Below are 13,708 nucleotides of genomic sequence, written 5' to 3'. Positions count from 1 at the left end.
GGTGTCCTCCTGGGCGTCTGCTCCACCGGCACTCTCCGGTACCGGCCTCATACGGGGAAGCCTGCCGCCGGGGGACGCGGCAGTCCCTAGGGAAACTCCCTAGCAGTCAGCGCAGGATCTCCACGAGCAGCACCCAGGTCCCGATCAGCGCCCCGGCGAACCCGCCGAGGACCAGGACCGGCAGGGCGTAGAAGCCGGCCGGGTTCCCGGCGGCCAGCAGGGCACCGCCGGTCAATGTGGTCAGGACGACGAGGACGGCGGGCCCGGCCGTCCCGGCGAGCCAGGCCGCCCGGGGCTGCTCGGGGGAGCGGGAGCTCGGCCGGACCAGCCAGCCGATCCAGCCACCGAGCAGGACCCCCGCGACCAGCAGCTCGACGCCGTAGGCGACGCCGGTCTGCGGGACCAGCAGCAGGAGCGCCGCGATCAGGGGGACCACGAGCAGCAGCAGCGCGAGCACGGCCCGCCCCGGCAGCTCCGCGGACCGGACGATCTGGCCGAGGTTGATCGACAGCGCCACCACCAGCAGCCCGATCAGCGCCGCTCCCGCGCCGGTCACCGCCACCGCGAAGTTCGCCCAGTCGGCCACGGTGGCCCTCCCCTCACCCCCGAGCATCCTGGACCAGGTGGCCGGGCCGGCGACAGCCCGCGGCACACTGCACCCCGTGACCGACGACGCTCTCCTCGCCACCTGCTGGACCACCGCCGGGGACGCCGCCCCGATGCGGGGGGACGCCCGCAGCCCGATCCCGCTGCGCACCCGCATCGAGACGGCGGCCGCGGCGGGCTTCCGGGGCTTCGGGGTGACCCACGTCGATCTCGTGGCGGCCCTGGAGGAGCTGAGCCTGGCGGACCTCGGGTCGATCCTGGCGGACAACGGGATGGACCACCGGGAGGTCGAGCTGCTCGCCGACTGGTGGGGGACCGGCCCGGTACGCGAGGCGTCCGACGTGATGCGCCGGGACCTGCTCGCGGCGGCCGAGGCCCTCGGCGCGCAGCGGATCAAGATCGGGCCGGACTTCCCCGACGCGCCGGCGGACCCGGGAGCGCAGGTCGAGGCGCTCGCGGAGCTGGGCGCGCAGGCGGCCGAGCACGGCACGAGGGTCGCGCTGGAGTTCCTGCCCTGGTCCAACGTCGCCGACCTGCACCAGGGCCTCGCCCTGGTCGAGGCGGCTGGGCACCCGGCCGTCGGCCTGCTCGTCGACGCATGGCACGTCGGCCGGGCCGGCACCCCGGTCGGGGACATCGCCGCGATCCCGCCGGAACGGCTCTTCGGCGTGGAGCTCGACGACTTCGACGCCGAGCCCCGCGGCACCCTGTTCGAGGACACCCGAGACCGCCGCCGCTACTGCGGCGAGGGCGCCTTCGACCTCCCCGGGATGGTCAGCGCCCTGCGCGGGCTCGGCTGGCAGGGACCGTGGGGCGTCGAGATCCTGTCCGAGGAGCACCGCCGCGCGGACCTGTCGACGGGCCTGGCGAAGGCCTTCGACACGGCGGCGGCGCTCCTGTAGTCAGCGGGCCCCGGCGAGCTCGTCCGTGAGCAGCCCGACCAGCGCCTCGAGCTGGACGTCCGCGGAGGAGCCCACCTCCTCGTCCGACCCGTCGAGCGCCTGGGCGGCCAGGCCCGCCTTGCTGTCGATCAGCTCGGCGATCCGGGCGTCGACGGTCTGGGCGGCGATGATCCGCCAGGCCGTCACGGGCTCGGTCTGGCCGATCCGGTGGCTGCGGTCGATGGCCTGGGTCTGCTCCGCCGCCGTCCACGACAGCTCGGCGAGCACGACGTTCGAGGCGACCTGGAGGTTGAGGCCGACACCGGCCGCCGTCAGCGAACAGACGACCACGGCGACCTCGGGGTCGTTCACGAACTCGTCGATGTTGCGCTGCCGGACCTTCGGCGTCTGGTCGCCGCGGATCGAGGTGTACCGCACGCCCTGCTTGTCGAACAGCTCCTCGGCGGCGTCCATGACGTCGACGTGCTTGGCGAAGAACACGACCTTGCCGGCGCTGCGGGCGAGCTGGGCGGCGTAGTCCGCGGTGAGCGTCGCCTTGGCCTGGCCGATCTTCCGCATCATGGTGAACACGTTGTCGCCGGTCTTGGCCTCCGCCGCGTCCTTCTGCTCCCAGCGCGCCACCTGGCGGACGAGGTCGTGGTCGATCCCGTCCACTCCTCGGACCGCGGGGCCCGACGAGCGGGTGGCCAGGGCGTCGAAGTACCGCTTCATCAGGCGGCGGGCGAGGTCGCGCTCGGCGGCGCGGATGGAGCGGCCCGCGGCCCCGTCGAGCTCGACGGGCAGGTCGGCGATCCGGCGGGCCGGGATGTCCGCGGCCACGTCGATCTTGCGGCGCCGGACGATGCCCTGGTCGATGACGGCCGAGCGCGCGGCCGGGTAGAAGCCCGGGTCCGCGGGGGTGAGCCCCGTGGCGGTGAGGGCGTCCAGCAGCTGGGCGCGGGGCTTGGCACCGTCGATCCAGCCGAGGAACTGCCAGATGGCGAGGAAGTCCTCGATGTCGTTGATCAGCGGGGTGCCGGTCAGCGCCATCATCAGCGGCTGCGGGGTGAAGGCCCGGATGCGGTCGGCCAGCTCCAGGACGTGCTGCGAGCGCTGCGACGTCTTGTTCTTGATGAAGTGCGCCTCGTCGACCACCATGCCGCGGAAGCCGAACCCGCCGAGCCAGCCGGCGTGCCGGTCGAGCACCTCGTAGTTGACGACGACGATGTCCGCGAACCCGTCGACGCTGTCCCCGTTGCCCTGGATCAGCGTGGCGGGACGGCGCGGGGTCCAGATCTCCGCCTCGCGGACCCAGTTCGTCTTGACGACGTTGGGCACCACCACGAGCAGCGGATAGGCGTTGGCGGCCTGCGCGGCCAGCAGCGCCTGGGCGGTCTTGCCGAGGCCCGGCTCGTCCGCCAGCAGGAAGCTGCGGTGCCCCTGCTCCGCCGAGGCCACGACCTGGGCCTGGTGGGGCATCAGCTCCCGGCCGGCGACCGTGCGCAGGGTGGGGGCGGGGAGGTCCATGCAGGCCGGGGCGCCGCCGGCGCGCTCGAAGGAGCGCAGCAGCGGGCCGAGCAGCTCCCACCCGGCTAGCGGGGTGGGCTTGGCGGCCGTGGGGCGGGCGGCGGAGAAGTCCGGGGCGAGGAAGGGGTTCGCGAGCTGCCGGGAGATCACGGACTGCGGTACCACCCGGGGCTTGACCGGCGCGGCCGGCAGCTCCTCCACGGGCTCCTCGACGATCTCCTCGATCACCGGCTCGATCCCGGCGTCCCGCAGCACGGTGCGGCTCAGGGCGCGGGCCTCGTCGGACACGACGGCGTTCTCGTCGAGCAGGGCGAGCAGCGTGGGCTCCCGGACGGCGCTCATGGCCAGCGCCTTCGCGATCCCGTCGAGCCGCTTGATCTGCTCGGTCCGGTGCCGCTCGGTCCCCTCGCTCGCGCGGACCCGGGCCCGCTCCTCGCGCAGCACCAGGGCGATGGCCTGGAACTTCGTCCGGACGGACGGGGTCACGCGACCGCGCCGCAGCGCCGTCTCGATCTCACCGACCGACCGGGCGAGCACGGCCAGGATGTCGCCCTTCTCGGCCGGCCTGATGCGGCCGCCGCGGCCGCCGCCCTGACCACCCTGACCGCCGCCGCGACCGCCGCGCCGGCGATCGGGCGCCGTGCCACCACGGCTGGTCCCGCTCTGGGGCCGGCCTCGTCGAGCCACTGCCACGCTCCTCCTTCGCACCGCCCTCGGGCGGTAGTGCTGGGGGACGGCCGCCGGGGCGACCGTCCGATGTGGGCCACCGCACGCGGCGACCCGGTTCCGCGACTCCCAGGGACGATCACCGAAGGGGACCGCCGCCGTGCCGAGCGGCCTGCAGGAGAGCAGGACCACGAACGATGAGGGCAGGGTGAGCCGCGCGTTCGGTCCATCGTACCGCTCCCGTGTCGAAGAGCGAGGTGAGCGCGCCGGTGGGGCGCGTCGCGCCCGATCGGGCGACCGGCGGTTCAGCCGTCGAGGCGTCCGCCGGACATGACGAGGACGCGGTCGGCGTAGCCGGCGAGGCGCGGCCGGTCGTGGCTGACCACCAGGACGGCGGTGCCCGCGTCCGCCAGGCCCCGCAGCAGCGCGGTGATCGCGGCCGCCGCGGCCACGTCGAGGCTGGCGGTGGGCTCGTCCGCGATGAGCAGGGCGGGCCGGGCGAGAAGGGCGCGGGCGATCGCGACCCGCTGGGCCTGGCCGACGGACAGGCTGCCGGGCCGGCGGGCGACGTCGATCCCCGTGAGCCCGACCCCGTCGAGCGCCTCCACGGCCAGCGTGCGGGCGCGGGTCCGGTCGAGGCGCTCGCCGCGGGCCCGGCGCGGTTCGGCGAGCGTGCGCCACAGCGGCCAGCGCCGGTCGAGGCTCGCGACGGGGTCCTGGAAGATCGGCATGACGTGCCCCGGCCGCCGCGCGGCGGCCTCGCGGAGTGAGCTCGCGCCCGTGTCCGGCGCCTCCAGCCCGGCGACGATCCGGGCGAGTGTGGACTTGCCCGAGCCCGACCGCCCGACGATCCCGACGACCTCCCCGGCGGACACGGTCAGCGAGACGCCGTCGACCGCCGTCACCGTCCCGTAGCGGCGCGACACCTCCCGGACCTCCGCGACGACCGGGCCCTCCCGCCGCGAGGTGCGGGTCCGGGCCGGGGGAGGGGCGGCGGCCGCGACCAGCTCCGCCGTCTCCGGGGCCGCCGGTGCGGCGAGCAGGCGGGCCGCCGGGCCCTGCTCGACGGCCCGGCCCCCGGCGAGGACGAGCACGTGCTCGGTGTGCCGCGCGACCAGGGCGAGATCGTGGCTGATCAGCAGCAGCGCCCCGCCGCGGCGGCGCAGCGCGTGCAGCATGTCGTCCGCGAGCTCGGCGTCCAGCGCGCTCGTGGGCTCGTCGGCCAGGGTCAGCCGTGGCGCGTGCGCGGTCGCGGCGACCAGGGTGGCGCGCTGCAGCATCCCGCCCGACCACTGGTGGGGGCGGTGGCCGGCCCGGCGCGCGGCGTCGTCGATCTCGACGGCGGCCAGCCCCTCGGCGACGGCCCCGGCGGGCGGGCGGCGGCGGTGCGCCCGCCAGGCCTCGCCGACGTGGTGGCCGACCGTGCGCAGCGGGTCCGTCGCGGCGAACGGGTCCTGGGGGACGTAGCCGATCACCGGCCCGCGCAGCCTCCGCAGGGTGGCCTCGTCCGCCCCGACGAGCTCGTGGCCGTCGACCAGGATGCTGCCGGTGACCCGGGTCCCGGGCGGCAGCAGGCCGAGGATCGCGAGCACGAGCGTGCTCTTCCCGCTCCCGGAGCGGCCGACCACCGCCCGCCGCTCACCGGCCTCGACCGAGAACGACAGATCGTCCAGACCTCGGTGACCGTTCGGATAGGTCACGGTGAGATGCGCGACGCGCAGGACGGTCACGGGCGGCGGCCCGGGTCGGTGACGTCGCGCAGCGCGTCGCCCAGCAGGGTCGCGGCGGCGACCGAGAGCACGAGCCCCAGGCCGGGCCCGATCAGCTGCCAGGGTGCGTAGGCGAAGGTCTCCCTGCCGGTGGCCAGCATCGTGCCCCATTCCGCGGTCGGGGGCTGGGCGCCCAGCCCCAGGAAGGACAGCCCGCCCAGGGTCAGCACGGCCTCGCCGAGCGCGAGGGTGGCGGCGACCGCGACCTGCGCGGCGACCCCCGGGACGACGTGCCCGAGGACGACCCGGACCGGCCCGACGCCGGCCATCCGGGCGGCGACGACGTCCGGACGCGTGCCGGCGCCGCGGGAGATCGCGCGGGCGAGCCGGGCAGTGCCGGCCCACCCTGTGGCCGCCATCGCCAGCACCAGATTGAGATAGCCGGGCCCGAGAACGCCGACGACGGCGAGTGTGAGGACCAATGACGGTAGTCCCAGCATGATGTCCGTGAGACGGGTGAGGACCGTGTCGACGATCCCGCCCAGCGCCCCGGCGAGGGTGCCCACCACGAGCCCGACCATCGCCGCGAGCGCCGTGACCAGCACCGCGGCCCCGAGGGAGCTGCGCGCCCCGGCCAGCGTGCGGGCCAGCAGGTCGCGGCCCGACTGGTCGGTGCCCAGCCAGTGCTCCACGCTCGGCGCGGCGAGCTGGTCCCCGTAGTCCGGGAGATCGGGATCGGGCAGGAACCAGGGCCCGACGACGGCGGCGAGCGCCAGCAGGGCGATCATCCCGAGGGCGACCCGGGCCGCCGGCCGGTCGAGCAGGGCCCGCCAGACGGGCCGGTCGACGTCCCGGACCACGGGCGCGGCCGCCCGCACGAGCAGGAGACTCACCGCTGGCCCCGCAGCCGCGGGTCGATCGCGGCGCACACCAGGTCGACCACCAGGCCGGCCAGCACGTACGTCAGCACCGCGACCAGCGTGAACCCGACGATCACCGGCATGTCCCGGCCGTTGATCGCCTCGACCGTGTAGCGCCCGATCCCGGGCCAGGTGAACACGCTCTCGACGATCGGGGCGCCGCCGATCAGCGCGGCGGTGCCGAGCCCGACCATCGTGAGGAAAGGCGCGGCCGCGTTGGGCAGCTGGTGCACGAGCAGCCGGCGGACCCGCCCCGCGCCCCGGGCCGTGCTCACCCGCAGGTAGGTGGCCGAGCCGGCCTCCAGCAGGCTGGTGCGCAGCACCCGGGACCAGGTCGCGACCGAGCCGAGCGCCAGCACCAGCGCCGGCAGGAACACCGTCGCCCAGGTGCCGTCGGCGATCACCCGCCCGAGCCCGGCCCGCACGACCAGCACGTCGAGCACCACGACCCCGAGGACGAAGCTCGGCACCACGAGCACCGCCAGCGCGATCCCGCGGGAGAGCGCGTCCGGCCAGCGCCCTGCCCCGAGTGCCGCCGTGACGCCGAGCAGCAGCGCGGCCGCGACGGCGAGGAGCAGGGACACGCCCGTCAGCCGCAGCGTGGCCGGCAGACGGGCGGCGAACTCCGCCGACACGGGATTCCCGGTCCGCCAGGACAGCCCGAGATCCCCGGTCGCGGCGTGCGCCGCCCACCGCCCGAACCTTACGACCAGCGGATCGTCGAGCCGGAGCTGGTCGCGCATCGCGGCGACCGCCTCCGGGCTCGGCTCCCGCACACCCCGGGCCTCGAGGACCCGGCGTGCCGGGTCCCCGGGCGTGACCGCGAGCATGCCGAACACGAGCAGCCCCGCCCCGGCCAGCGTGACCAGGGCCTGGCCGATCCGCCGGCCGAGGAGGAGCAGCACGTCAGGCCCTGGGGGCGGTCTGGTGTGTGACCCACAGGTTCGAGATCGGCACCGCGTACCCGCGCCATGCCGGCCCGGTGACCACTGCGGGGCGGCGCATGCCCAGGTAGCCGAGATAGCCGTTGTCGGCGACCCGGGCCTGGATCGCGCGCAGCTGGGTGTCCCGCGCGGCCGGGTCGAGCTCGACGCCGAGCCTGTCGATCATCGCGTCGAGCTCGGGATCGGCGGTGCCGGTGTTGTTGCGCGGCCCGGTGCTGCGCAGGTAACGGCCCAGCGGGCTGAGGTAGTCCCCGCCGAACGAGATGAACCCGTTGCCGCTGACGGCGGCCTGCCAGCCGGTCCGGTCCTTCTGGGCGGCCTGGGTGTCCGGTACCTGCCGGATGTCGACGCCGACGCCGAGCCGCGTGAGCTGGGCCTGCACGGCCAGGGCGAGCGCGTCGGAGTCCGGCTGCTGCGGGTAGGTGAGCACCGAGAACCGCAGCGCGGTGCCGGCCTTGGTCCGCGGCCCGTCACCGGTGCGGGTCCAGCCCGCCTGGTCGAGCAGCGCGGCGGCCCGGGCGGTGTCGGTGACCTGGGTCTTCTCCGCCCATGGCCGCGACGGGGCGTACAGCCCGGTCGAGGGGGAGTAGAGGCGGTTCATGACCTTGTCGGCGATCTCGGTGTAGTCGATCCCGGCGTACACGGCCCGGCGCACGAGCGGATCGTCGAAGGGCGCGACCCGCTGGTTGAGCTCGAACATGAAGGTCCCGCCGACCGGCTCGCCGGTGACGAAGAAGGAGTCCGTCCGCCCGGCGAGGGTCGGCGCGGTGGCGGTCGGCGGGTAGAGCGCGATGTCCGCCTCACCGGCCTGCACGGCCTGGATGCGCGCGCTCGCCTCGGGTACGAACTTCACGGTCAGGTCGTCGAGCGCGGGCTTGCCGGCCCAGTGGTCCGCCCGCGGGGAGAGCTGCATCGACTGTGCGTCGAGGGAGTCCACGATGTACGGTCCGGTGTAGAGCCCGGCCTTGACGAGGTCCGCGACGGGCGCCCCGGAAGCCTTGTGCCGCTTGTACGCCGCGACGTCGTACACCGGGACCATCGACTCGTCCGCCAACAGCGCGGGCACGTTCGGCGCCGGCCTGGCGGTGGTGAGCGTGACCTCCTTCGGCCCGGTCGCGGCGGCGCTCGCGCCGGGTAGCGCGGCGGCGAGGTCGTCGTTCTCGGTCAGCTGGTAGGTCAGCAGCTCGGCGAGCGCGGCGGGGGTCAGCGGCGCCTTGTCGACGAACGTGACGTTGTCCCGCAGGGTGAGCCGCCACACGAGGGGCTGGGGGTTGTCGAGCCCCGCGAGCACCCAGGGCGTGGGCGCGCCGCCGCGCTCGGGGCGCATCAGCAGCTCGACGTAGCCGAACTCGGGGCCCCAGAAGGCGTTCTCCAGGGGATCCAGGTCGTCGATCGTGAAGCCGGTCGCGAGGGTGAGGGTGGGTGGGCCGGCGGCGGCGGACGGCTGTCCCGTCGTGGCGCACCCCGCCGTCACCAGCACGAACAGCAGGGCGGCGAGCGCTCGGCGCCAGACCGCGGGGGATGGCCGGCTCACGGGCCTCGCCTCCGGATAGTCGAGTGACAGGAATCGGGTGACACGGGATCGGGCGACGGACCGGACGGTCCGCCTCGACGACGCGACGAAGTTAACAAGCGAACACATGAACAACTAGTCATACTTCTTGTGAGCTTCGTCCATCTCCCCGGAAGGCACCGATGCGCCACCTCGTCCTCGTCGCCCGCCCCACACCGTCCGGTGTGGACGAACGGTCCCTGGCCGCGCTGGCCGGCCGGGTCGCCGAGCGCGCGGGCCGGCCCGTCCGCGTCGCGTACCTCGACCAGGCCGATCCGTCCGTCGCCGCGGTGCTCGACGAGATCGCCGCCCGGGCCACCGGGATCGGCGGGGCCCACGACGTCGAGGGGGCCGACGAGGTCGTTCTCGTGCCGCTCGCCCTGCCGGTCGATCCCTACCTGCGCACCTGGACCGCCCGCGCCGCGGCGCACTGGCGGGAGTCCCGGGGGGCGACCCTGCGGGTGCTGCTGAGTCCGCCGCCGGCCACCGCCCCCGGCATGGCCGCGCTGCTCGCCGACCTGGCCCTCGGCGACGCGGCGCCGGTCACGACCAGCCCGGGTGCGTTCCGCAGCCCGGCCTGGTCGGTGCGCGACGACCCCGCCCGTCACCTGCTGGTCTGTCGCGGGCCGCGCTGCACCGTCTACGGCGCGGGGGACACCCATCGCGCCCTGGCCGCCGCGGCGCGGGGGCGCGACGTGCTCGTGACCCCGATCGGCTGCCTCGGCCCGTGCAACCTCGGCCCGCTCGTGATCGACAACCCGGCGGGCGACTGGCACGAGGCGGTCGACGCCGAGCGGGCCCGCGCCCTGGTCGGCGACCCGGACGCGCCGGCGTAGCCCTCGGCCGTCCGCGACGTGGTCCTGTGTGGACGCCTCCCGGGCGGGACGACGACGCGTGAGGCTCCGTCCCGGTCCGGCACGAGCGGCGGACGGGGCGCGCCGACGCGTGCAATGTCCGTTCGACCGGATCCCGCATCTTGCCTGGTGGGAGGGTGTCCGGCGAGTGTCCGGACACGTCCCGGCCGATCGGGCGGGCCTGGGTCACAGTCCGCGCCGCGGCATTGACGGGACGGCCCGGATGCGACGTACAGTGCAGGAGGCCCACCCGGGCCACACCATCCAGAGCGGCTGAGAGACCTGGCTCGACGACGCCGCAGCAACCCCCCGTCCGCGGGTGCGGGTGCTCATGCCGGGAACGATGGAGGATCCGTGTTCCTCGGTGTGCGCAGGCGCCACGTCGACCTGCTGCGGACGGCCAGCGCGGCCTGTCGGGCCTGACCCGGCGCTCCTCGCCCGATCCACCGCCTGCCGCGCCCGCGGCGTGGCACCTGCCCGTCCGGAATCCCGCCCGTCGCCGACCTGCGCCGGGTGTCCGCTCCGCCCTGCCCCCGGCAGGGTCCCCTGTGAAGGACCACCTCCCGCCATGACCGCACGATCGCGCCGGGCGTTGCTGCTCCCGGCCCTCCTCGCCGCAGCCTCCCTGGCCCTGGCCGCCTGCGGCGGGGGTTCGAGCGCCGGTACCGACGCCGACGCCGGACCGCCGCAGACCGGAGGGACCCTGCGGTTCGCGGTCGGCAGCGACGCGGGCTGCGTCGATCCCCAGCAGGTCGGCAGCAACGACACGATCTACTCGGTCCGTCAGCTGGTCGACTCGCTGACCGACCAGGACCCGAAGACCGGAGAGATCAAGCCGTACCTGGCCACGGCCTGGCAGGCCTCGCCCGACGCGAAGAGCTTCACCTTCACGCTCCGTTCCGGCGTGACGTTCTCCGACGGCACCGCACTCGACGCGAACGCGGTGAAGGCGAACTTCGACAGGATCGGCCAGCTCGGGGCCCGGGCGACCCTCGCCAAGGGCTACCTGGCGGGCTACACCGGCACGACCGTGGCGAGCCCCACCCAGTTCACCGTGAACTTCGGCCAGCCGAGCGCCCAGTTCCTGCAGGCCACCGCCACCCACAGCCTCGGCATCCTGTCCCCGGCCACGGTCGCCAAGTCGGACGACGAGCGCTGCGCCGGCGTGATCGGCTCCGGCCCGTTCACGCTGCAGAACTACACCAAGAACGCCTCGATCACCCTGGCGAAGCGCACCGGCTACAACTGGGGCTCCTCCCTGTTCTCGCACCCGGGAGACGCCTACCTCGACACGCTGGAGTTCCGGATCGTCCCGGAGTCCGGGGTGCGCACCGGCTCGCTGCAGTCCGGTGAGATCGACGCGATCGGGAGCATCGGCCAGCAGGACGAGGCGCCGCTGACCGGCGCCGGCGCGCAGCTGCTCGCCCGCTCCAACCCGGGTGTGGTGTTCGGCATCGCCTTCAACAACAGCAAGCCGATCGTGACCGACCCGGCGGTGCGGCAGGCCCTGACCGTGGCGCTCAACCGCCAGGAGATCGTGAGCGCGGTCTTCCCGTCGCAGACCAAGCCCGCCACCAGCGTGCTGGCCTCCACCACACCGTCCTACTCGGACGACTCCGCGCAGCTCGGGTTCGACGCCGCCAAGGCGAAGTCGACACTCGACGCGGCCGGCTGGGCCCCGGGCCCGGACGGCATCCGCGCCAAGGACGGCCAGAAGCTGACCATCCCGGTGACCTACTCGCCGGTGGCGGCCACCAACAAGCCGGCCCTGGAGCTCATCCAGCAGCAGGCCAAGGCCGTCGGCATCGACATCGCACTGCAGGAGGTCCCGATCGCGCAGGCCGCGGCCGTGCAGTCCGCCGGCGACTTCTCGGCGCTGTGGTTCAACGTGACCCGGGCGGACCCGGACATCCTGCGCGGCCAGTTCTCCACGGCGGGCGCGAACTTCTTCCGCGTGCCGCAGGGCCCGCTGCAGTCGCTGCTGGTCGCCCAGGCCGGCGAGCCGGACGCGACCAAGCGGACCGGAATCGTCGACCAGGCGCAGCAGCAGGTCCTCCAGGACGGCTACTTCGTCCCGGTCACCGAGCTGACCACGGTGCTCGCCGCGGCCGCGAACACCCACGGCATCACCTTCGACGCCTCGTCCCGGATCCAGCTGCACGACGCCTGGAAGTCGAAGTAGCGCATGGCCGGCCCGCTCTCACTGCACTGGTTCCTGCCCACCAACGGCGACTCCCGCCAGCTCGTCGGCGGTGGGCACGGGGTGGGGACGGGCTCGGCCGGCGCGATCCGGCCCGCGTCGATCCGGTACCTCACCCAGGTCGCGAAGGCGGCCGAGGAGGTCGGCTTCGAGGCCGCGCTCACCCCCACCGGGATCTGGTGCGAGGACGCGTGGCTGACGACGGCGATGCTGGTCGCGCACACCGAGCGGCTCAAGTTCCTCGTCGCGTTCCGCCCGGGGTCGATCTCGCCGACGCTCGCCGCCCAGCAGGCGGCGACCTTCCAGCGCCACTCCGGTGGCCGGTTGCTGCTCAACATCGTCACCGGCGGCGAGTCCGCCGAGCAGCGCGCCTACGGGGACTTCCTGGACAAGCAGGGGCGCTACACCCGCACCCGGGAGTTCCTGCAGGTCGTGCGGGCGTTGTGGCGCGGTGAGACGGTCGACCTCGCCGGTGAGCACGTCCGCGTGGAGGGCGCCTTCCTCGACCGGCTGCCGGACCCGGTGCCGCCGGTGTACTTCGGCGGGTCGTCGCCGGTGGCCGGGGAGGTGGCGGCCGAGCACTCGGACGTCTACCTCACCTGGGGCGAGCCGCCGGAGCAGGTGCGCGAGAAGGTCGCGTGGGTCCGGCGCCTCGCCGCCGAACGGGGACGCACGGTGCGCTTCGGCCTGCGGATCCACGTGATCACCCGGGACACGGCCGAGGCGGCCTGGGCCCAGGCGCACTCGCTGCTCGCCGCGATCGACCCGGCCGCGATCGCGGCGGTGCAACAGGGCCTGGCGGAGTCGGAGTCGGAGGGTCAGCGCCGGATGCGGGCCCTGCACGGGGGCTCCGCCGCGAACCTGGAGATCGCCCCCAACCTCTGGGCCGGGGTGGGCCTGATCCGCGGCGGCGCCGGCACGGCCCTGGTCGGCAGCCACGCCGAGGTCGCGGACCGGATCACCGAGTACCACGAGGCCGGGATCGACGAGTTCGTGCTCTCCGGTTACCCGCACCTGGAGGAGGCCTGGTGGATGGGGGAGGGTGTGCTGCCGGTCCTGCGGGCGCGCGGGCTCTGGGAGCCCGCCGCGCCCCTGCCCGACGGCCCGGCCGCCCGCACCGCGGCCTTCGCGGCGCTGGACGGCCGGTAGCGTGGCGGCCCCGTCAGGGACGGGTGCGCCGCGCGCCCCACTGTCCCCAGTGCACGACCTCGCCCACCGGCTGCCGGCGCGGCTGCGCCCAGCGTCCGCGGGCGGGGTAGCCCAGGGGCACCAGCCCCATCGTGGCGGCGTCGGCGGGGAGCCCGAGCAGGGCGTCGACCTCCGCCTCGTGGGTCAGGTGGAACGAGGTGAGCACCCCGCCGATCCCGTAGGCGCGGGCGGCCAGCAGGAGGTTCTGCACCGCGCCGTAGATCGAGGCACCGAGCCGTGTGTCCCGGGAGCCGGCGGCACCCTGCAGCACCGGGACGATCCACACCGGAGCCTCCGCGAGGTGGTCGGCGAGGTGTTCGGTCGCGCGGTACGAGGAGGCGGAGAGCCCGGTGTCGATCCGCGGATCGCGGGCGGGATCGAGCAGCTCGGCGCGCCGCACCCCGTACGCGGCCTCCCAGCCCTCGCGGTAGAAGGTGGCGATGCGCGCCTTGACGTCCGGATCGGTGACCACGATCCAGCCCCACGGTTGGCGGTTCCCGCCGGACGGTCCGCGGACCGCCGCGTCGAGCAGCTCCCAGAGCACCTCGTCGGGGATCGGGGTGTCGGCGAGATAGCGGCGGGCGGGGGTGCTGTGCAGGCCCTCGAGCAGGCCGACGGGAGCGGGGGAGTCGGACACGGTGCCTCCTGGCGGGAACGGGTG

General features: G+C 74.8%; 11 protein-coding genes and 1 riboswitch. Of the genes, 4 read left to right on the top strand and 7 right to left on the bottom strand.

Features of this window, described 5'->3' with window-relative positions:
* Positions 1 to 106 precede the first annotated feature (106 nt).
* Complete coding sequence (locus ABD324_RS16080) at positions 107 to 586, bottom strand: hypothetical protein (protein ID WP_344417361.1); 480 nt, start codon at positions 584 to 586, stop codon at positions 107 to 109.
* A 76-nt stretch (positions 587 to 662) separates the two neighbouring features.
* On the opposite strand from ABD324_RS16080, the gene ABD324_RS16075 reads away from it, so the two are divergent.
* Positions 663 to 1,508 (top strand): sugar phosphate isomerase/epimerase family protein, encoded by an 846-nt coding sequence (locus ABD324_RS16075; RefSeq protein ID WP_344417359.1) that lies wholly within the window; start codon positions 663 to 665, stop codon positions 1,506 to 1,508.
* On the opposite strand, the gene ABD324_RS16070 is transcribed toward ABD324_RS16075, so the two are convergent.
* From ABD324_RS16070 to ABD324_RS16050, 5 genes are all read right to left on the bottom strand, one after another.
* Positions 1,509 to 3,701, bottom strand: coding sequence for a DEAD/DEAH box helicase (locus ABD324_RS16070; protein WP_344417357.1), 2,193 nt, complete (start codon positions 3,699 to 3,701; stop codon positions 1,509 to 1,511).
* 284 nt (positions 3,702 to 3,985) lie between these two features.
* A complete protein-coding gene (locus ABD324_RS16065; RefSeq protein WP_344417355.1) occupies positions 3,986 to 5,410 on the bottom strand; it encodes an ABC transporter ATP-binding protein in 1,425 nt (474 codons plus the stop codon).
* The gene (locus ABD324_RS16060) at positions 5,407 to 6,282 is read right to left on the bottom strand and encodes an ABC transporter permease (protein ID WP_344417353.1); all 876 of its coding nucleotides are present in this window, start codon (positions 6,280 to 6,282) and stop codon (positions 5,407 to 5,409) included. Before ABD324_RS16060 ends, ABD324_RS16065 begins: the two co-directional genes overlap by 4 nt.
* A complete protein-coding gene (locus ABD324_RS16055; RefSeq protein WP_344417351.1) occupies positions 6,279 to 7,214 on the bottom strand; it encodes an ABC transporter permease in 936 nt (311 codons plus the stop codon). The genes ABD324_RS16060 and ABD324_RS16055 overlap by 4 nt, the downstream gene beginning before the upstream one ends.
* A 1-nt stretch (position 7,215) precedes the next feature.
* Positions 7,216 to 8,787, bottom strand: a complete 1,572-nt coding sequence (locus ABD324_RS16050) for an ABC transporter substrate-binding protein (protein WP_344417348.1) — start codon at positions 8,785 to 8,787, stop codon at positions 7,216 to 7,218.
* A 161-nt stretch (positions 8,788 to 8,948) separates the two neighbouring features.
* Between ABD324_RS16050 and ABD324_RS16045 the strand changes: the two genes are divergently transcribed.
* From ABD324_RS16045 to ABD324_RS16035, 3 genes are all read left to right on the top strand, one after another.
* Positions 8,949 to 9,641, top strand: coding sequence for a (2Fe-2S) ferredoxin domain-containing protein (locus ABD324_RS16045; protein WP_344417346.1), 693 nt, complete (start codon positions 8,949 to 8,951; stop codon positions 9,639 to 9,641).
* Positions 9,642 to 9,916: 275 nt separating this feature from the next.
* Positions 9,917 to 10,009, top strand: a riboswitch (SAM riboswitch).
* Between the two features lie 218 nt (positions 10,010 to 10,227).
* Positions 10,228 to 11,841, top strand: a complete 1,614-nt coding sequence (locus ABD324_RS16040; RefSeq protein WP_344417344.1) for an ABC transporter substrate-binding protein — start codon at positions 10,228 to 10,230, stop codon at positions 11,839 to 11,841.
* Positions 11,842 to 11,844: 3 nt separating this feature from the next.
* Positions 11,845 to 13,008: an LLM class flavin-dependent oxidoreductase gene (locus ABD324_RS16035; protein WP_344417342.1), complete on the top strand. Its 1,164-nt coding sequence runs from the start codon at positions 11,845 to 11,847 to the stop codon at positions 13,006 to 13,008.
* A 13-nt stretch (positions 13,009 to 13,021) separates the two neighbouring features.
* On the opposite strand, the gene ABD324_RS16030 is transcribed toward ABD324_RS16035, so the two are convergent.
* Positions 13,022 to 13,684: a nitroreductase family protein gene (locus tag ABD324_RS16030; protein WP_344417340.1), complete on the bottom strand. Its 663-nt coding sequence runs from the start codon at positions 13,682 to 13,684 to the stop codon at positions 13,022 to 13,024.
* Positions 13,685 to 13,708 lie beyond the last annotated feature (24 nt).

The sequence above is a fragment of the Pseudonocardia ailaonensis genome, from assembly GCF_039531635.1.
GTDB classification, from domain to species: Bacteria; Actinomycetota; Actinomycetes; order Mycobacteriales; family Pseudonocardiaceae; genus Pseudonocardia; species Pseudonocardia ailaonensis.
This window is presented reverse-complemented; position numbering and strand designations above follow the sequence as displayed.

What these genes read in the sequence shown, in the direction of transcription:
- ABD324_RS16040 (WP_344417344.1), top strand. Translation starts at nt 10,228, where the DNA reads ATGACCGCACGATCGCGCCGGGCGTTGCTGCTCCCGGCCCTCCTCGCC.
- ABD324_RS16045 (WP_344417346.1), top strand. Translation starts at nt 8,949, where the DNA reads ATGCGCCACCTCGTCCTCGTCGCCCGCCCCACACCGTCCGGTGTGGAC.
- ABD324_RS16035 (WP_344417342.1), top strand. Translation starts at nt 11,845, where the DNA reads ATGGCCGGCCCGCTCTCACTGCACTGGTTCCTGCCCACCAACGGCGAC.